The sequence below is a fragment of the Natrialba taiwanensis DSM 12281 genome (assembly GCF_000337595.1).
GTDB classification, from domain to species: Archaea; Halobacteriota; Halobacteria; order Halobacteriales; family Natrialbaceae; genus Natrialba; species Natrialba taiwanensis.
The window spans coordinates 76616-95641 of sequence record NZ_AOIL01000051.1; the positions used below are offsets into that span (position 1 = coordinate 76616).

Below are 19026 nucleotides of genomic sequence, written 5' to 3' on the forward strand. Positions count from 1 at the left end.
GAGCCTCCCGTTCCGACCCGTGCGATCACCCGACGAAGCGGCGGTGGGCCAACGGGCGGGAACCGACTCGATCGAGGGGTAGCGGGGTAATACTATCTTATCGACACTATCGCACTCGATCGACAATCAGTGGACTTAATCCATCAGAGTAGCTTTCAATTACCGATGCAGCGACTGCACGCTCGGTACCCGTTTCTCGAAGCCGCCCGCGAAACCGTGGCGACGGAGACGGTCGATCTGGCAACCGTCGTCGAGCAGGAGCGGGCAGTCGTCGAGCGCGCACGGAAACGCGTTATTACCGCGCTCGAAGACAGCGAGATCGGCGAGCCACACCGCGATCCCCGCACCGAACTGCTCTCTTACCCCGTCGCTCGCGTCCTCGTCTCGATGGTCGACGAACGCGTCCTCGTCCGCAAGTACGCCCGCGCCGAGGCGGCCACCGCTCACGAGCGGTTTACCGCCGACCTCGAATCGACGACCGAACTCAAAAGCGTCGAGTCGACCGGCCTCGAACTCGAGACCGTCCTTGAGGAGTTCAGTCTACAGGAGGCAGTGACTCCCGCACCCGCGAGTGCTCCCCGAGAGGCTGGGACCGCAGCCGCGACGGCCGATATCAACGATGTCGACGACGTCAACGAGTTCAGGATCGATGTCGGCACCTACCTCCCGCTGGCTGCGGACCTCTGGGACGACGAGTGGGGGCTGGTCAATCAGCCCCTGACGAACGGCGAGGTCCCGGTCGCGCGAGACGACCTCCTCGTGCTGTTACGGGAGGCCATCCGCGACCGAATCGAGGAGGGCCTTCCCTTCGAGGTTCCCGACCCGATCGCGACGGGGCTCGAAGACGATGTCGCCGCCGTCCGGGACGTCCTCGCCGAACTCGATCTCACGCGCGACATCGATACCGTCGTTCCCGAACTCTTTCCGCCATGTATGCAGGCGCTGTTGGATCAAATCCAGAAGGGCGAGCCCCTGCCCCACCACTCGCGGTTTGCGATTACGGCCTTCCTGTCGAGCATCGGGATGACGACGGACCAGATCGTCGACCTCTATCGGGTGAACTCGTCGTTCGGCGAGGAGATGACCCGCTATCAGACCGATCATATCCGCGGTGAAACCTCACCGACGGAGTACTCGCCGCCGTCGTGTGCGACGATGCAGTCCTACGGCGACTGCGTGAACAAGGACGACCTCTGCGAGCGCATTCCCCATCCGATGGCCTACTACGAGGAACGGATCGACGAGGCCGACGAGGACGAACTCGAGGACTGGCGCGAAGGGGACACGGAGACGGAAGCCGATGAGAAGGGAACGGACACGAGCGACGGGACTGGAACGGTCAATAGCGACTGATACGGTCTGCTGTAACGATTTACCGGCGCAACCGCGCCCGTCCTGCGGTTGCGCCGGAAATGACTTACAGCAGTCCGTATGAAAAAGCGTACAGCCGTCAGTTCTCTCTCGCACTCATACTCAAATTCAAATTCAAATAGCGTTCTGCGTCTCGAAATCGTTGTCGCCGTCACCGTCCTCAGGATCGTTCAACGCGTAGGCGACGCCGAACCCGGCGGATGTAACCAGGAGAATAAAGCCGACGATAGCACCGACGAGAAGTCGCGCGCCGTCGGGAGTGAGAACTCCGTCGTCGCCGCCGTAGGTCACGCCGATGGCGACCATCGCGCCGAGCAACAGCAACACGGTAGAGACGGCGACGACCAGTTCGATGAGTTTCTCACGCTCGAGCATTACTGCTGCTTTTATCGGGGCGGTCAAAAGCGCTTCGAAGGGACAACAGGGATGGCACGGCGAGTTCACCGGCCGACTCGCGTTCGGCTCGGATCGGTTACGCCATCGCGACCGTTCGTTCGAGGTCGCGCAACTGTTCGACGCGGCGTTCCGTCGAAGGGTGGGTGCTAAACAGGCGGCCGACGACGCCGGATTTCAGCGGGATGATGAAGAAGGCGTTCATCTCGGCTTCCTCGCGGAGGTCCTTGTCGGGAACGTTGTCGACCTCGCCCGAGATTTTCAGGAGTGCAGAGGCAAGGGCGGACGGGTTGCCGGTGATCGCCGCAGCGCCGCGGTCGGCGGCGAACTCGCGGTAGCGCGAGAGCGCGCGGATGAGCAGGTAGCTGATAACCCAGACGACGAGCGAGACGAGGATAGCGACGAGAATGCCGCCACCGCCACGGTCGCCACCGCCGCGGCGATGGCCGCCGCCGAAGAACGCGCCCCAACGGACGATCATGAACGCGATGGTCGAGAGGAACGAGGCGATGGTCATGACCATCATGTCCCGGTTTTTCACGTGGGCGAGTTCGTGTGCGAGGACGCCGTCGAGTTCGTCGCGGTCGAGGGTGTTCAGGAGGCCGGTCGTGACGGCGACGGCGGCGTTGCGCTGGTTGCGGCCGGTCGCGAAGGCGTTCGGGACGTTCGAGTCGACGACGGCGACCGACGGTTTGGGGAGGTCGGCCTGTTGGGAGAGGCGTTCGATCGAGCCGTGGAGTTGCGGGTACTCGTCGGCCGAGACCTTCTTCGCGCCCATGGTCCGGAGGGTGAGCGTGTCGCTGAAGTAGTACTGGACGAGCGAGAAGCCGCCGAACAGCGCGATTATCCACAATCCGCCGCCGATGTACAGCGTGAGTACGCCGGCGAAGACGATGTACAGCGCAAACAGCAGGAACATCGTCAGGAACATTCGAGCCCGAAGCCCCCAATCCGACTGCCAGTTCATAACCTCCCCTAGGGGCCCTGAGGAAATAAGTATCATGACCGTGGTGGGCGGTTCGTCGGTCGAGTCGAACCGGACGTATCAACGGCGGAACCGATAAACAGACCGCCGCTGCAACCCCTTCGTTTCGCATGGAAACCCAGCGACGGGGGCCGTTCGATCCGGACGCATTCGACTGCCGTCTGACGAGCGACTGACGCCGCACGTGAACTCGTCGGACCCCCTCGTTTCGTGTCGAGTTCTCACGCTGTGAGACGTGATTTCATACTGCCGGACAAAAGTCAGTGAACACTCGATCGCGTCTCACGGATCGTCGCTTGTGGCGACGACCGTTCGAGTGCGATCGACGTGTGAATAGTTTTGTCCGGCAGTATCAGAAATCCCTCCAAAAGGAAAGCAAGGGCGTCGCAGTGGAGTCTACTGCAACCGTCAGTCGACAACTCTTGTGCCTGCGTGAACGGAAGACATCGACTGTTCGGGGAGAGAAACAGTACTACCAATCGGATAGAAAAGGGGCGACCCGTCCGAGCACGGCCCGTATGGTCGAACATAATCGGCGGAACGTCCTGAAGTACGCCGGACTCGCGATGACCGGCGGCGCACTCGCAACTGGCAGTACAGTTGCTGATACCACCGGATCCGGAACCGGAGCGAACGGGACCGACGGATCGGCGGCTGAATCGCGCGGCTGGTCGTCAATCGGCGGGAATGCGGGCAACAACCCGGTCGTCTCGGCGGGCGATGCGCCCGAGACACCGGTCACCGTCGCCTGGGAGTACGACCAGGCTGGTCCAACGGCGGTCGTCGACGGCACCGTCTACCTGACGACCGACGGCGAGGTCCACGCCCTCGACGCGGCCGACGGCTCTGTCGAGTGGCAGACAGACGCCATCGGCGCGAGCGGCACGCCCGCCGTTGCAGACGGCACCGTCTACGTCGGCGGCGAGCGCCTCACGGTAATCGACGCCGCAAACGGTGACCTCTGCTGTCAGCACGACCTGGGCTACGACGAGGACATCGCCTCGCCCGTCGTCGCAGACGGCCGCGTCCTCACCGTCGGGGACGGAACGCTGTACGCGCTCGACGCCGCCGAACGCGAACTCGCCTGGGAGTTCACACCCGACGGCGACCCGCTGTACGAGCAACCCGTCGCCGTCGGCGGCGACGCCGCGGTCGCCGTCAGCGAGTCCCGGGCGTTCGCGCGTGAACTCGCGGACGGAACCGAGCGCTGGCGTCTCGACGAACCGGTCGGCGACGACGAACACAGTCGGTTCGCGAAGCCGAGCTATCGCCAGACGAGTTTCCCCGTCGCGACCGACGACGTGGTGGCGATCGGCAGCGCGGATACGGAGCCGGAAGCGATGTGGCCGCTCGGGTACACGACGCTGTACGACGTGGAAACGGGCGAGCAACGCGTGAGCAGCGCCCGCGCGGCGTTCAATCCGGCAGCGATTACCGACGCTAGACTCTACGCGCTGGAGTCGCACAACGCTCGGGGGCACGACCGAGAAACCGGCGAAGAGGGCTGGGACACGGCGGTCAGCACGTATCAGGTGTCCTCGCTGGCTACCGGCGACGGCACCGTCTATGCGGGCTTGACGATCGACGGGGAGGCGTACGGTCCCGGCGAGGCACCCGAAGACGAAAACGGCGTGTACGCCTTCGACTCGGAGACCGGCGAGGTCGAGTGGAGCGTCGGAACGGACAGCATTCCGACGATCGCGGTCACCGACGGGACGATCTACGCCAGTTCCGAGACGCTGGTCGCCATTCGCTCCGAGGGCGACGACCGCGACGCGGAGTCTGCCGACGAGGAAGGAACCGAAGACGAGACCGACGGCGAAAGCGACGGAGAGGCGGACGGTAACGGAACCGAGTCCGATAGCTCCGACTCCACCGGCGGAAACGATACCGGCGAATCGTCGACCGGCGACGCGAACGAATCGGCGTCCGGGGACGGGAACGGGAGCGAAACCGGAAACGGAAGCGGAGACGGCGACTTGGGCGAAGGAAACGTCGAATCGGAAGCCGACTCGAACGAAGAGAGCGAGGGAATGCCCGGTTTCACCGCCGGTGCAGGTGTCGTCGGTGCCGCGGCGGGGATCGAAGCCCTCCGCCGCCGAACCGACGTGGACACGGACGACACGGACGCGTAATCCGAGACGCTGCTGCTATTTTCGGTTCCCCTCCCTCGTCCGCCGCTCAGTACTCACTGCCCGCCGCCCACCGCTCACCGTTCACTGCGTCGGCGGCTTGCTGGACAAACGGGTCGCCAAGTCGACGGCGAGGACTCGACCGTCCACACGTACAGAGCGCGCCGTTTAACTCTCTCAGCCATCAATCGGTGATAATGAGTGATTCTCGCGCGTTCTGTCCCCGATGCGGGGACCCCGTTCCCGAGCGATCGGCCGACGAGGCCGACGCCGCCGACCCGCTGCGCCCCGGCAGCGAGGTCGATCTCTGTGATGCCTGCTATTTCGACGAGTTCAACTTCGTGGACGCGCCGGACCGAATCGACGTGCGCGTCTGCGCCCGTTGCGGGGCGGTCTACCAGGGGAACCGCTGGGTCGACGTGGGGGCACAGGACTACACGGATATCGCGATCGAACAGGTGAGCGACGCGCTCTCGGTGCATGTCGATGTCGAGGACGTGGCCTGGCAGGTCGAACCCGAGCAGGTCGACGAGAACACGATCCGAATGCACTGTTTCTTCACCGGTGTCGTGCGGGGGACGCCGGTCGAAGAGCAGGTGACGGTCCCGGTCAAGATCGCCCGCCAGACCTGCACCCGGTGCGGCCGGATCGCCGGCGACTACTACGCCAGTATCGTCCAGATCCGCGCTGAGGGGCGCACTCCGACGAGCGAAGAAACCGAACGCGCGGAGGAAATCGCCCATGATATCGTCGCCGACATGGAGGCGACGGGCGACCGCAACGCCTTCGTCACCGAAATCGGCAAGACCGACGACGGCCTGAACATCAAGGTCTCGACCAACAAAATCGGCAAGAAAATCTCGAACAAGATGATCGAAGAGTTCGGCGGCACGATAAACGACGCCGAAACGCTCGTCACCGAAGACGAGGACGGCAACGAAGTCTACCGCGTCACCTTCGCCGTCCGCCTGCCGCCGTACACGCCGGGCGACGTTATCGAACTCGATGACGACGACGCGGGGCCGGTGCTCGTCCGTAGCGCCCACGGGAACCTCAAGGGTATCCGGGTGACGACCGGCGAGCGCTACGAGGCCGATTACGAGGAGGGGGCCTCGCCCGATGCCCGCAAACTCGGGGAGCACGGGGACGCCGCAGAGACGACCGTCGTCACCGTCGAAGACGAGAACGCCGTCCAGGTACTGGACCCCGAAACGTACCGGGCCACGACCGTCTCCCGGCCGGACTACTTCGATCCCGACGCCGAGACGGTGCCCGTCCTGAAGAGCCGCGCCGGACTGCACGTTCTGCCCGACGAGGGCGAGACGGAGGAGCCGACGTGACGGACGACACACCCGACGACGGCCCGCAGAACGACGACACCGGAGAACGGCGAACCGAGTCGGCACTCGACCCAGCCGCCGCCGAAGTCCTCGGTCGAACGACCGCCGACGCGCCGCTCGCCGCCGTCGTCGAAAAGCCGCGCGCGGAGACTGCGATCGAATCACTGCGCGCCGAGGGCGTCTATGACGACTCGCGACACGTGCGCGAGGCTGATGCCGAGCGGATCGCGCTGCCGATCACCGAACCACCCACCGAGACTGCCGTACTCGATGTCGTCCGGCAACTCGATCCCGAACCACGCACGACCGACCTTCCCGACCTGCTCGCCGAACGCGGCTGGAGTGAGGCTGCACTCGAGTCAGTCCCGAACTCGTGGGCCGTCATCGGCTCGGTGATCCAGGTCACGGTTCCGGAGGGGGTTCCGGACGACCAAGACGGAACGCGAGAGCGAGAACAGGGACGGGAACGGAAACGGGACCGAGAACGGGAACTCGGCGAAGCCCTCCTCGAACTCCACGGCGAAGCCGACAGCGTGATCGCGGACGAAGGCATCGCCACCGAGGGCGAGGCGGGCCGCATGCGCGAACCGCGAACACGACACCTCGCCGGCGAGCGCGATACGGAGACGATCCACACGGAACACGGCACGAAGTACGGTCTCGATCCGACGGAAGTCATGTTCTCGCCGGGCAACCAGGCCGAGCGCGTTCGAATGGGTGAACGCTGTGCGCCCGACGAGCACGTCTTCGACATGTTCGCTGGCATCGGCTACTTCACGCTGCCGATGGCCCGCGCCGGCGCGCAGGTGACAGCAACCGAGATCAACCCCACCGCGTTTCGCTACCTGGTCGAGAACGCACTCTTGAACGACGTAAGCGAGCACGTCGACGCCTACATGACCGACTGTCGCGATCTGGCGGGCGAGATCGACGCCGACCGCGTCGTTATGGGCTACTACGGCAGCGGCGGCCGTTCAGATGGGGAACCGAAAACGGGAACGGAAACGGAAGCAGAAGCGGAAGCGAACGCGGAATCCGAACACGAACTCGAAACTGAATTTGAAACCGAATCCGACCCCGAGTTCACCGCGAGAACAGCCGCCGCCCACACGTTCCTCGACGACGCCCTCGACGCCCTCGTCCCCGGCGGGACTCTCCACTACCACGAAGCGACTCCCGAAACGCTGCTTTGGGAGCGACCGATCCGGCGCGTCGAAACCGCGATCGACGACGCCGGCCGAACGCTCACTGAACTCGACCACCGCCACGTCAAGAGCCACAGCGCCGGCGTCGACCACGTCGTTCTCGACGCGACCGTCGAGTGAGGGTCCTGCGGAACGTGCTGTCGCTTCTGATGTGATACTCGCCGCTGACCCTGAGCGGTGCAGTTAGGACCATTACATATCCGGAAACCGAGTTTTCAGAGCAGCGTAGTGGCTTGAGTGAGGAGGCTGACTGAAAACGGGTATAGACGGCTGGTAACGCGAATTTTTGCGCGCGTTTGTCCTTACCACACATATACTTTTTGGCCGACTTCTACCGTAGATAATGGTTATTACCATTTAACGAAATATTCAGTAGAGTGTGACTGTGTCGCAAAAGAAAACGTTGCGACACAGACAGAGACATGAGTCGACACACATCGAAATCAGCGGTAATACGGAGTATGGCAGTCGTCTTTGCCCTCCTCATGATCACGTCGGTCCCGGCAATGGCGGGGATCAGCGGATCGAGCGGGGCAACGGAGACAACGCAATCAACATCGGCGGACGCTATCGAGGAGTCGCTCCGCACAGCGGACGGCACGACCGAGATGATCGTCCGATTCGAGAGCGCAGACACCGCCGCTGCGACGAGTTCAGCCGATGCCGTCGAGATGATGCAATCGCAGGCTGACAAGTCGCAGGTGAAAGCCCAGAATTGGGCGGCAGAGACTGACGGCGTCGAGTTCGTCGAGAGCTTCTGGATCGCGAACGCGGCGCTACTGGAGGTCGACACGGACGAAGTATCGCCGAAGGAAGTGCTTCGGTACACCGGTGGCGAGCGCGTTCACGAGAACTTCGAGCTGTCGCTCCCGGAGAACCAGTCCGACGCTGACGAGAGCTACTCGCCGGCCAACGAGAGCGCCAACGTCACGTACGGCCTCGACATGATCAACGCGACCGAGGTCTGGGACGAACACGACACCCAGGGCGGGGGCGCTGGCGTCGCCGTGCTCGACACCGGCGTCGACGGCGACCACCCGGACATCGATATCGCCGACGAGAACTGGCAAGAGTTCGATAGCAACGGCGAGCCCGTCGACTCCGAGCCGAACGACGGCCAGGGTCACGGCACGCACGTGAGCGGCACGGTCTCCGGATCGGACGATCCGGCCGGCGACGTGCCCGCCTTCGGCGTCGCACCCAACGCTGAACTCTACCACGGGAAGGTGCTCGACGACAGCGGGGGCGGCACGTTCGCCCAGATCATCGCCGGGATGGAGTGGGCCGTCGACGACACCGACGCCGACGTGGTCTCGATGAGTCTCGGCGCGGACGGCTACGACAGCCAGATGATGGAACCGTCCGAGAACGCCCGCAACGCGGGCGTCGTGCTCGTCACGTCCGCCGGCAACTCCGGCAACGGCATCAGCGGCGTGCCGGGGAACATCTATCCAAACTTCGCGAGCGGTGCCGTTGACGCGGAGCACAACGTCGCCTCGTTCTCGAGCGGTGAAGAGATCGAGACGGCCGAGGCCTATCCCGACGCGCCCGAGTACTGGCCCGACAACTACACGGTGCCGAACGCTGCAGCACCCGGCGTCGACGTGCTGAGTTCGGTCCCCGGCGGCGGCTACGACGACACCTACTCGGGAACGTCGATGTCCGCACCGCACCACGCGGGGGCGTTCGCGCTGATGATCGCCGCCTCCGGCGGCGACGCCGACCGCGAGATGCTCTACGATGCGATGGAGGAGACCGCCTGGAAACCGGCCGACTGGGACGAACCCGACGACGAGTACGACACCCGCTACGGCATGGGTATCATCGACGTCGCGGCTGCGACGAACATGGTCGCACTCGACAGCGGAATCGACGGCACCGTCACGGACGCCGCCGGTGAGCCGATCGAGGGCGCAACCGTCGCCATCGAAGACGGTCTCGAGACCGAAACGGACGCGAACGGTGAGTACAGCCTGGTCGCTCCGGCCGGCACCCACACCGTCACCGTCGACGGCTTCGGCTACGAGTCGACCAGCGCCGACGTGACCGTCACCGAAGAAAACACCACCGTCCAGGACTTCGAACTCGCCGACGCGCTCGACGCCGAACTGGCCGACGGCCAGCCCGACGGCGTCGAAGGCGGCGATGCGATCAACGTGACGACAACCGTTGCGAACGCCGAAACGGTCACCGTCGACCTCGCGGGCGACTACGACCCCGCGGACGCGACGCTGTACGTCGAGGGTGAGGAAGCCGCCTTCGGCGAACCGATCGACCTCGGCGGACCGATCTCGGGCGACCTGACGATCACCGTCGAAACGACCGAAGACACCGCGGGTGAACTCTCGCTCGAGCAGACGATCGGTGGCATGGGCGACGAACTGACCATAAGCACCGGTCCGACGATGGTCTTCGAGGAGTACGTTCCCGTCGCCGTCGTGGACGACGCCGGTGCCCAGGGAGAGGCCGTCGCCGACACGCTCGACGGTTCGCTTCCGGAAATGTACGATCCCGTCGTGACGACGTCCGAGGACGCGATGGACGGCTACGACGTGATCGTCGTGCAGAACATCGAGACGGCGAACGCCGACGAGTTCGTCAGCGCGACCGAAGAGGGCGACACCGGCGTCGTCTACCTCGACCAGTGGAGCGACGGAAGTAACGGCGTTCCGGCCCACTCTAACGCGACCGGCGAGCCGGAATCCACGTTCGAGGACGACCTCGTCTCGCCGCCGCTCGGGTACGAACTGACCGCCGACCACGAGATCTTCGAGGGCGTCGGTGAGGCCGGCGATACCGTCGACCTCCACAACGCGCTCTTCGGCGATCACACCTGGTTCGAGGGTACCGAGTACGACGTGCTCGCGGAGACGACCGTCACCGGAGAGTCGGTCGGATCCGGCTTCGCCGTCGACGACGAGAGTTCAACGATCCTGGCGTCGAACCTGGGATACACGGCCTTCGTCACCGGCGGTGACTACACGGCGGACGCCGACGCGATCCTGTCGAACTCGGTCGAGTACCTGGTTTCGGGTACCGACGAGCAGGAGAGCGCCCTCATGTTCGGCGAGGGCGACTACATGGGATCCATTGGCGAGACGACGACGGTCGAGATCAACACGAGCGCCGAGGCCGTGGCCGGCTACGAGACGCAAGTCCACTTCGATCCCGACGTCGTGCAGGTAGAGGGTGTCGAAGGCGTCGACTTCGCGGACCCGGTCACGAGTATCGACAACGAGAACGGCACGGTCTCGCTCGCACAGGCCCAGAGCAGCACCGAAGCGATGCCGACCCTTGCCGAGATCGACTTCGAGTTCATCGCCGAGAGCGATACCGAAACCGACCTCGTGTTCGACGAGGACAACACCTACCTCAACGACGAAGCGGGCGAGGTCAACGTCACGCTGGTCAATGGAACGATCGCGTCGGCTTGGCCCGGTGACGTGAACGCCGACGGGACGGTCAACACGCTTGATGCGACGTTCACCCAGCAGTATCTCAGCGGCGAAGAACCGAACGGCACCTTCCACGAGGAACTCGCCGACATGAACGATAACGGCGAAGTCGATGCCGGCGACGTGACGAGCATCCTCGAGGAGATCGTCAACACGCACGGTATCCAAGCACTCGCGTAAGCGACCGACGGCACAGTCTACGAAACACACCATCGAATCGCCACGTGGCGATTCCGTCTGTACCCGCGGGTCGTACTGGGACCGACCTCGCGGCCGCAGGCTGCAGAGAACTCACATTATTTCCAGATCCAATGACACGTACGAGATTGACGCCACGACTGTTCGTTCTCACACTGATCGTCGTCCTCGTGACGACAGCGATGGCCGCGACAGCAGCGACGGCGGCGACGCCCGTCTCCGAAACGGGCGCGGACGCACAGCCGACGATCCACACGACCAGCGACCAGGGCGCACTGCTTACGACCAATGCGGACGAGACGCTCACGCTCGAGGTCCTCGAGGAAACCGACGAGACCATCACCGTCGCCATCTCTTCGACGGCCGCCGATACCGCCGGCTTTCAGGCGAACCTGAGCTACGATCCCGACGCGACGAGCGTCGCCGACTTCGCGTTCGAGGATCTCGACGGGATGGCCGAGGACAACGTCGACCCCGACACCGGTCACCTCTTCCTGACCGAGTCCGTCGTCGGAGCCGACAGCCTCGACGAACCGACCCTCGCAACGGTGACGTTTACCGTCGGCGAGGACGGTCTGGACGAACTCGAGTTCGTCGACGACGACTCGCTCGTGAGCGACAGTGACGGCGAGGTAATCAGTGGCGAAGACGATGGAGACGACGGCGAGTCGCCGCCTGCAAGCGGTGGCGGTGGCAGTAGCGGTGACGACGATAGCTCCGGGAACAGCGGTGGGGGCGGCGCTGGAACGAGTGATAACGGCGACGAAAACGGAGACAACACTGACGATACCGACGGCGACGGCGGTAACGAAACAGATGACGGAGCGGCCGACGGCGGGTCGGACGAATCGGGCGACAGCGACGGTGACGGAAGCGCCGGCGACGATGACGATGCCGGAACGACCGATGGCGACGACAGCGACGGCGATGCAGAGAGCGATGGCGATGACGGCGGGGTAAGCGACGATACGGACGGCGAAACGACCGACGACGGGAACGGTAGCGACGACGAGGGAAGCGACGGACTGCCGGGCTTCACCGGTGGCATCACGCTCGGCGTGCTGGTAGCCGTCCTGGCCGTTCTCGGTGCGACGACGCGCCGGCGGGACTAACGGCTCCCGTCTGTGACGGTTTTCGTTGATTTGGCTATTTTGTGGTTTCAACGGGTTTGATTAGTTGACAACACGGATACAGACGAGTTCAGTGCAACTCGACGAGCGATTACGGAGGCGTCGGCGACGACGAACGCGACGTCGACGACGGACGTGACATTCATACGATCGGAGCGAATCATGGGAACCATGAACCGAAACCAGATCATCGCGCTCGTCTTCGCGTTCCTCATGGTGACCTCGGTGTTCGCAGGCGTTCTCGCTGCATTTTAGCGCGGGTACCGAGTCGGATTCGAAGACGAAACGCAGACGCCGATCGGATGACGGTCGAGATGAGACGCCCTGCCGGTCAGCGCAGGGCATATCGCTGGCGGGTAGCGATAGGTAGCACGAGAGGGAGCATCGATCTCATACGAACGACCGTTAGTGCCGGGACAGCCCCACTCGTCTGTGGCTCGGCATCCTCCATACTGTCGTCCTCCGTCCTGCGAGTGTGCCGAGAAATCAGTACAGCAGTCCGTATCAGTAACCCGAATTACGAACCGTCCGTCTCCCAGACATCGGCGAGCGGACTCGACGACGAACGCGACGAGTTCGATGAACTCGATGAATTCGATGAATTCGTCGCGGAGTTCGACGACCGGCCTGATCGGTGCGGTCGGCTCCCGGAACGGCCGCGACGACGTGTGTTCGGGTCCCCGTCGTCGCCCGTCGAGCGGCCCGCACCGCTTCCGGCGCGGGCGGCCTGCGGATCGAACGCTGGGAGGTCGGGGCGGGTCATACGATCGACCTGCGCACTGAACCAGTCCGGCGTGTCCGTGCGAGCGCGGTCGAACAGATCGAGGAGACTCGAGTCCGCAAGATAGGTCGCGCCGTGGTCGTCCGGCGCGCGAACGACGCGCCCGCAGGCCTGGATGATGGTTCGTAACGCGGTGCGGTAGTACCAGGCCCACTGGCCCTCCTCGAGTCGGTGAGCGACCCGCGAATCGCCGGTGTTGAGATACGGCGCTTTGCAGAGGACCTGCCAGCGACAGAGATCTCCCTTTAGGTCCAGCGCCTCCTCCATCTTCACTGAGAGAAAGACATCGGGATCGTCGCTTGCCTTCCACTCCTCCAAGTCGGCGTCGCGGCCGTCGCGATCATGAACTCGGATGCGGTCGCCGACGCCGAAATCGCGCAGGAGTTCGGCGAGCCGTTCCTGAATGTCGTAGGAGTGAGCGTGAATCAGCCCCTTTTCGTCGGGGTGGCGCTGCATGAGACGGACGATGGTGCGGGCGATGTCCGGCGTCGTTTCGTCCCGGTGCTCGTAGGTCATTTTCCCCTGCGTCACGTCGTACAGCGGCCGGTTTTCGACGGGGAAGGTGTGGCCCACGTCGACCAGCGCGACGGCCTCGGGATCGAGTCCGACCTGCCGGCAGAAGGCCGCCTTATTGAGGATGGTCGCCGAGAGGAGGGCGAACTTGTTTCCGCGGTCCCAGACGGTGTGTGCGAGGTACTTCTCGGGGTTCATCGGTTTGATGGTCAGGGGGCCGCCCCGCGCCTCGTCGGTACCGTCGTCCGTTCCGTCGCCGGTATCGCCCGCGTGCGGCTCGGATTGATCGACCAGCCACGTCGTCGGACTCTGCGGGTCGCGGTAGTCCGAGACGAACCAATCGAGTTCGCCGATGAGTTCCTGGAGGCGGTCGCGTTCGCGCACCTCGCGGGGCGACAGCGACTCCTGGGCGAGCAGGTCGTCCTTCCGGCGGGTGCAGGTCTGTTCGAGGTTGTCGGCGTAGCGGACGACGCGTTCGATGCCGTCGATCTGCGGGACGCGCAGGTCGTCCCAGAAGGGGACGGTTCTGGGGCCGAGTTGGATCGTCGCGTACATTTCGGCCCACTCGGCGAGGCCGTGGGCTTCGTCGATGACGACGACGTCGCGCTTGCGAAAGACCTCGCTGCCGGCGGTCTGCATGAAGTACGCGAGCGTCATCGCTGCGATTTCCCGGTTCGAGGCGATGGCGCGGTCCGAGAAGTACGGACAGCGGTGTTTGACCGAGCAGTCGTAGCCGCGCTCGCGAACGCAGGGAGCCTGATTGACCGGCGTGTTGCGCTCCTCTGGGAGGATGCAGGTGTAGTTCGATTTCCCCCGAATGACGTTCAGGTCGGCGAGCAGGTCGTCGGCCGCAACGTCGTCGAGTTGAGACACCTGCGGCGTCGTGTAATAGGCTCCCGCGGCCTCGCTTGGGTCGGCGTCCTCGACGGTCCGGGCACAGCCGGCGACGGCGCGGGCCAGAAGGGACTTGCCGCTGCCGGTCGGCGCGCGAACGAGCACTACGTCGTTGCCGGCCGCGAAGGCATCGCGAATGTCGCGGAGGGCCTGCTCCTGGTTCCCCCGGTAACTGGGGGCCGGAAAAGCGTCGAAGAGCCGATCGGGATTCACCGTCTGACTCACGGACCGGCCGACTCCTAAAGGCTACGGAGCGTCGCTCGTGCTGAACCGTTCGGCTGCAGTGACCGAGTTCAGGCGAGCGATCGTGAACTCGTCAGTGCGGGTCGAATCGGCGGTAGGGGGTGGATACTCGGGGGTAACTGACCGATTACAAATACGGATTCCGTCCTCGGATTGACGTGCGGAAGGGTCGCTCAGCGGTAGAGCACCGCGGTGCCAGCCGACACTGTCCCTGGCCCGCGGCGGCAGCATGCCTCGTGGCGTTCAAATCCCACCCCTTCCGTGTACGGTTGCGGGCAACATGACCGTTCCCGTTGCCATTGCCGCCACACGACGGGCGGCTTGCGTGTCCATGGCTCGCGTTCGATCTGGCTAACGCGAACGCGGGCGATGACTCATGTCTCTTCCGAGGATCGTTCGGTACCGAGCGGTGTTGCGTTGTAATTGGAGTTCATGTCCTATCCACGTCCGCCTTCCTGCTGTATCTTCGTGCTCCGCCTTCCTGCTCCGCCGTCGTACTCAGATCAAAGCTACGGGTGTTTCGAGGACGAACGTGACGCCGGAGCCACCCGCGAGTTCTCGTGATCGACCCGTTCGAGCCGAGCGATATCGTCGGCAGTCGGGTTGTCGGGAACGACATCGAGACAGGGGTAACACAGCAGGTGATCCGTCCCGTCCTGCAGTTCGAGCATGATCGCCGAGCCATCGCTGCCGTCGTTTTCGCCGAAGGTCCAGAGGTTGGCGACGCCGCCGGCGACGGTGACCGGTCGCCCGCAGCCGTCGCAGGCGTTCGGTGTCATATCCGATGGTTGTTCCGAGCGCTGAAAGTCGTTCCCCCGCGACCGACGAATTATATGGATCGTCGCGGTATCGCCGACTATGGAGGTGCACTGTGACGGCTGTGCTGGCTGTTGTATGGACTGGACAGCACTCATCGAGCGCGACGGCGACGGGAGCGAGAACGGAACCGAACTCGAGTGCGGCGCAGATGGCGAGAGTGACAGTGCCGAAGCGGGGCTCTCGGAACCGGGCTCGCGCGGTCGGTTCGGCGATTCGGACGCGGACGCGACGAATCGACCTCCGTTCGACTCGGACGCCAACTTCGTCCCGCTCACCCGCGAGGAGGTCCGAACCTTTCTGGACCGAGGGCTGGCCGCCGCGATGACGCCTCGGTTCTGGCACGCCCGCGACGAGAGCGAAGCGGTCGAAATCGACGGTCACGCCGTCGCCGCAATCGCGGACCGCCCGGTCTTCTTCGTCGGCCTCCGGAAACCGCCGAAACCCGTCGCCCCCTTCGGCCGCGCGGAGCCGACGTGGCTCCCCACCTGCGTCTTCCTCGATCCGACGACGCTCCAGTGTCGCATCCACGGCGACGAGCACTTTCCAACCGAGTGCGGGGCCTATCCCGCCCACAATCTCGAACTCGACCAGGAAACCGAGTGCGAGCGCGTCGAAGACGCCTTCGGCGGCGACCGACTGGTCGACGACCGCGTCACCGACGACGAAATCGCGGACGGGCCGCTACTCGGCTTGCAGGCTATCGGCGAGAAACTCTTCTGTCATCCTCAGCCAACCGAACTCGAGGGCGTCATCGATCGTCTCGAGGCCGGTACCCTCCGACCGGCCGACCGTGCGGAGTGTCTCGCGGTGGCAAGCGCCTCGAGTTCAGGAACGCTGGCAGTCTCCGAATCCCACTACGAACAGGGGAAAGCGCGGGCGCTCGAGGTGATGGACGGCGACACCGGCAATGACAGTGATGACGACGATGCCGACGGTGACGCCGCAGCGGGCGAGTCGGAGACACGCTCCTGGGTCGGCCCCGCCATCCGCGAGTGGATCCGGCGCTACCGCCACCACCAGCAGTCGACACTGGGAGACGCCACCCCGCCAGCCGAACTCGCAGTCGACATCGAGGAAGCCCGTGGCGCTCCCGAGACGCCAGGCTGGGACGCACTCGAGTGAACGAGGGCCGGCGGGTGCGGTCGTCGCTGAACTCGGCGACGTCTCTGTGAACGCCCGAGTTCAGGAGTCCAAGAGCAAAGTACTACAGTGGAGTGCAACGGGTACCCGCGGCTCAGGGACGTAATTGATGGGAAAACGGCGATGGATCGATCGCCACTAGTCCGACTTGATCTCCTCGAACTGGTCCAACAGATCCTCGGCGGATTCGCCGGCGTCGTACTCTACGCGGCCGTGATATATCGTTCGTTCGTCATCGAAATCGGCGTCGACCCTCGACGCCTGTTGTTCGCGGCGCTCGTGTTCGTCTTCGTCATAGGCACCCATTGACATGGCAAGTATGAACATAGTAGGGTCGGTTCGCATATCAATGTAACGGTCGTTCATATCCGAAGTCACTCACGAGGTCGGGACGGTTAGCACGTCTCGCAAAACGTATGCACGGCCGGCCCGTAACACGGATGTGGCAAAGCCGCTTCGCTTTCGCTATTCGCCCACATCCTGGAGCGAGCAGCGAGTTCGACAGAAGATTCTCCAGCCACTTCGATCGAATATCGGTGCACGTGCAGTGACGCCGCAGTTCGAGATCGGTGCCGACTGGGAGACACACCGCTTCGAGATGCAAAACGGCGACGTTGCCCTCTTTGCGCGTACCGACGACGAGGCCTACTGGATGGGCAACACCGAGACGCCCTCTTCGCTGTGGCGGACGGACAAGTACGGCTGGGACGAGATTCCCTATCACGTCTCGCGGTGGGCCCAGCGCGAACTCCTCGCGACGCTGCACGAAGGCGATCCGTGGCTCGCGGACTATCCGCACCTCTCGTGGTACTTCCTGCCAGTATTCATGTCGAAAGACGGGCGCGAATCGACGCGGGCGTTCTTCCGCCAGCACGCGGCGGGCTTTCCCGACGCGAGTCGACGGGAGGCAACACGATTCTTCGAGGAGTTTCTCACGACCGGCGTTCTCGACGAGTATCGACACGTCATGTCGGGGAAACTCGGCACCAGCGCCCACGTTGACCGCGTTCGGATGAGCGCCGCGATGGGCGAGTTCATCGCCGCCAAAATCCTCGCCGACGCGGGCTATACGGTCACGCCCGAAATCGAGGTAACGACGGGTCACTCGCTGGATTTCCGTGCGGAGGACGAGGAGACGAACGTGCTCGTTGAGGTGACCCGTCCGCAGCCGCCGGGGAATCGAGCCGCATCCGGGCCGGTCGCAGCGGTCCGTGATACGGCGGAGACGAAGACCAACGGCCAACTCGCGGAACACGGTGGCGGCGCGGTGTTGTTCGTCGACTGCTCGAGTTTCCGCGACGACGCCTGGGCGGCGGTTCGCGGCGAGCAGCCGGACGTTCGCCACCGGCCAGCCGTCGTCTATCGGACCCGTCCGAACGGCCGCGTCGAGGGCTATCGAAAAGGATCGGTGCCCCTCGAGTTCGGCGACGCGATCGAGTTCATCGACTGATACGGTCTGCTGTAGCGATTTACCGGCGCAACCGCAGGACGGGCGCGGTTGCGCCGGAAATGACTTACAGCAGTCCGTATGACTCGCGATTCGCCGCGACGTTACTCGACCAATCGCTCGATCTCCGTCACCAGAATATCGCTCGCACCGGCCTGTTTCACGTCGGTGATCGTCTCGAAGACGGCTCGCTCATCGACGACTGCGTGGACGGCGACTTTCTCGCCGCCACCGTTTGCGATATCCATCACCGTCGGCCCGCCCAATCCAGGGATCACGTCGCGGACGTCGTCCAGTCGGTCCTCCGGCACGTTCATCATCAGGTAGCGCTTGCCTTCGGCCTGCTTGACCGACGCCAGCGCAGTCCGCACTTCCTGGATTTTTGGCTCCTCGCGAACGTCCTCTCGGGCGAACAGCCGCACCGAACTCGAGAGAACCTCCTCAATGATGCCGAGGCGGTTCATCTTCAGCGTCGTGCCGGTGCTCGTGATGTCGACGATGGCGTCGGAAATCTCGACGTGTGGCGTCAACTCCGTCGCGCCGGTGACCTCCACGACGTTCGGCTCGAGTCCCCGCTCCGCGAAGAACTCGCGGGTGACGTTCGGGAACTCGGTCGCGACGGTTCCGCCGGCCAGATCGGCGACCGACGTGATCGACCCGTCTTCGGGCGCGGCGAGGACGAGCCGACAGCGACCGAACTCGAGGTCGAGGAGTTCTGCCACATCCGTAACCTGTGCCTCCCGAACCTGGTCGTAGCCGGTGATTCCCATGTCCGCGGCCCCGTCGGCGACGTACTCCGGAATGTCGGCCGCGCGGGCGAAGAGCACGGAAACGTCGGGATCGACCGTATCGGCGTAGAGCTGGCGGTCCGCACCGTTCTCGAGGTGGAGCCCCGCCCGCTCTAGCAGGTCGATCGTCGGCTCGTGCAGGCGGCCCTTGTTGGGAACGGCGATTCGCATTACCGGTCCCTTCGGTATCGG

The 19026-nt window shown here is 64.3% G+C and carries 14 protein-coding genes and 1 tRNA gene; 9 read left to right on the forward strand and 6 right to left on the reverse strand.

Going from position 1 to position 19026, the window contains the following annotated elements:
- Nucleotides 1-165: 165 nt before the first annotated feature.
- Nucleotides 166-1353 (forward strand): DNA primase regulatory subunit PriL, encoded by a 1188-nt coding sequence (gene priL / locus C484_RS15230; RefSeq protein WP_006826796.1) that lies wholly within the window; start codon nucleotides 166-168, stop codon nucleotides 1351-1353.
- A 132-nt stretch (nucleotides 1354-1485) separates the two neighbouring features.
- Here priL and C484_RS15235 read toward each other — a convergent pair whose 3' ends face one another.
- Nucleotides 1486-1746, reverse strand: a complete 261-nt coding sequence (locus C484_RS15235) for a DUF7472 family protein (protein WP_006826797.1) — start codon at nucleotides 1744-1746, stop codon at nucleotides 1486-1488.
- Nucleotides 1747-1843: 97 nt separating this feature from the next.
- Nucleotides 1844-2731 (reverse strand): zinc metalloprotease HtpX, encoded by an 888-nt coding sequence (gene htpX / locus C484_RS15240; RefSeq protein WP_006826798.1) that lies wholly within the window; start codon nucleotides 2729-2731, stop codon nucleotides 1844-1846.
- 536 nt (nucleotides 2732-3267) lie between these two features.
- Here htpX and C484_RS15245 point away from each other — a divergent pair.
- The 5 genes from C484_RS15245 to C484_RS15265 all read left to right on the forward strand — a co-directional run bounded on the left by C484_RS15245 (nucleotide 3268) and on the right by C484_RS15265 (nucleotide 12191).
- A complete protein-coding gene (locus tag C484_RS15245) occupies nucleotides 3268-4884 on the forward strand; it encodes an outer membrane protein assembly factor BamB family protein (protein ID WP_006826799.1) in 1617 nt (538 codons plus the stop codon).
- Between the two features lie 194 nt (nucleotides 4885-5078).
- The gene (locus C484_RS15250) at nucleotides 5079-6221 is read left to right on the forward strand and encodes a 60S ribosomal export protein NMD3 (protein ID WP_006826800.1); all 1143 of its coding nucleotides are present in this window, start codon (nucleotides 5079-5081) and stop codon (nucleotides 6219-6221) included.
- Nucleotides 6218-7546: a class I SAM-dependent methyltransferase gene (locus C484_RS15255; protein ID WP_006826801.1), complete on the forward strand. Its 1329-nt coding sequence runs from the start codon at nucleotides 6218-6220 to the stop codon at nucleotides 7544-7546. Before C484_RS15250 ends, C484_RS15255 begins: the two co-directional genes overlap by 4 nt.
- 341 nt (nucleotides 7547-7887) lie before the next feature.
- Nucleotides 7888-11061, forward strand: coding sequence for a S8 family serine peptidase (locus C484_RS15260; protein ID WP_006826802.1), 3174 nt, complete (start codon nucleotides 7888-7890; stop codon nucleotides 11059-11061).
- Between the two features lie 131 nt (nucleotides 11062-11192).
- Nucleotides 11193-12191, forward strand: coding sequence for a hypothetical protein (locus C484_RS15265; RefSeq protein WP_049915518.1), 999 nt, complete (start codon nucleotides 11193-11195; stop codon nucleotides 12189-12191).
- A gap of 535 nt (nucleotides 12192-12726) precedes the next feature.
- On the opposite strand, the gene C484_RS15270 is transcribed toward C484_RS15265, so the two are convergent.
- Nucleotides 12727-14622 (reverse strand): helicase C-terminal domain-containing protein, encoded by a 1896-nt coding sequence (locus tag C484_RS15270; protein WP_006826804.1) that lies wholly within the window; start codon nucleotides 14620-14622, stop codon nucleotides 12727-12729.
- A 180-nt stretch (nucleotides 14623-14802) separates the two neighbouring features.
- On the opposite strand from C484_RS15270, the gene C484_RS15275 reads away from it, so the two are divergent.
- Nucleotides 14803-14902 (forward strand) — tRNA-Gly (locus tag C484_RS15275).
- Nucleotides 14903-15149: 247 nt separating this feature from the next.
- On the opposite strand, the gene C484_RS15280 is transcribed toward C484_RS15275, so the two are convergent.
- Entirely contained in the window at nucleotides 15150-15419 is a 270-nt protein-coding gene (locus C484_RS15280) for a DUF7561 family protein (protein WP_006826805.1), read from the reverse strand.
- Between the two features lie 79 nt (nucleotides 15420-15498).
- On the opposite strand from C484_RS15280, the gene C484_RS15285 reads away from it, so the two are divergent.
- Nucleotides 15499-16581, forward strand: coding sequence for a YkgJ family cysteine cluster protein (locus C484_RS15285; protein ID WP_049915521.1), 1083 nt, complete (start codon nucleotides 15499-15501; stop codon nucleotides 16579-16581).
- 156 nt (nucleotides 16582-16737) lie between these two features.
- Here C484_RS15285 and C484_RS23120 read toward each other — a convergent pair whose 3' ends face one another.
- Complete coding sequence (locus C484_RS23120; protein ID WP_006110690.1) at nucleotides 16738-16911, reverse strand: DUF5786 family protein; 174 nt, start codon at nucleotides 16909-16911, stop codon at nucleotides 16738-16740.
- Nucleotides 16912-17041: 130 nt separating this feature from the next.
- Here C484_RS23120 and C484_RS15290 point away from each other — a divergent pair, with 130 nt between their 5' ends.
- Nucleotides 17042-18049, forward strand: a complete 1008-nt coding sequence (locus tag C484_RS15290; protein WP_083867358.1) for a DUF5784 family protein — start codon at nucleotides 17042-17044, stop codon at nucleotides 18047-18049.
- A 101-nt stretch (nucleotides 18050-18150) separates the two neighbouring features.
- Here the strand turns inward: C484_RS15290 and hisG are convergent, their stop codons facing one another.
- Nucleotides 18151-19005, reverse strand: coding sequence for an ATP phosphoribosyltransferase (gene hisG / locus C484_RS15295; RefSeq protein WP_006826808.1), 855 nt, complete (start codon nucleotides 19003-19005; stop codon nucleotides 18151-18153).
- Nucleotides 19006-19026 lie beyond the last annotated feature (21 nt).

Excerpts from the sequence above, each read along its gene's own strand:
- priL (WP_006826796.1), top strand. The coding sequence starts at position 166 with ATGCAGCGACTGCACGCTCGGTACCCGTTTCTCGAAGCCGCCCGCGAA.
- C484_RS15235 (WP_006826797.1), bottom strand. The coding sequence starts at position 1,746 with ATGCTCGAGCGTGAGAAACTCATCGAACTGGTCGTCGCCGTCTCTACC.
- htpX (WP_006826798.1), bottom strand. The coding sequence starts at position 2,731 with ATGAACTGGCAGTCGGATTGGGGGCTTCGGGCTCGAATGTTCCTGACG.
- C484_RS15245 (WP_006826799.1), top strand. The coding sequence starts at position 3,268 with ATGGTCGAACATAATCGGCGGAACGTCCTGAAGTACGCCGGACTCGCG.
- C484_RS15250 (WP_006826800.1), top strand. The coding sequence starts at position 5,079 with ATGAGTGATTCTCGCGCGTTCTGTCCCCGATGCGGGGACCCCGTTCCC.
- C484_RS15260 (WP_006826802.1), top strand. The coding sequence starts at position 7,888 with ATGGCAGTCGTCTTTGCCCTCCTCATGATCACGTCGGTCCCGGCAATG.
- C484_RS15265 (WP_049915518.1), top strand. The coding sequence starts at position 11,193 with ATGACACGTACGAGATTGACGCCACGACTGTTCGTTCTCACACTGATC.
- C484_RS15280 (WP_006826805.1), bottom strand. The coding sequence starts at position 15,419 with ATGACACCGAACGCCTGCGACGGCTGCGGGCGACCGGTCACCGTCGCC.
- C484_RS15285 (WP_049915521.1), top strand. The coding sequence starts at position 15,499 with ATGGAGGTGCACTGTGACGGCTGTGCTGGCTGTTGTATGGACTGGACA.
- C484_RS23120 (WP_006110690.1), bottom strand. The coding sequence starts at position 16,911 with ATGTCAATGGGTGCCTATGACGAAGACGAACACGAGCGCCGCGAACAA.
- hisG (WP_006826808.1), bottom strand. The coding sequence starts at position 19,005 with ATGCGAATCGCCGTTCCCAACAAGGGCCGCCTGCACGAGCCGACGATC.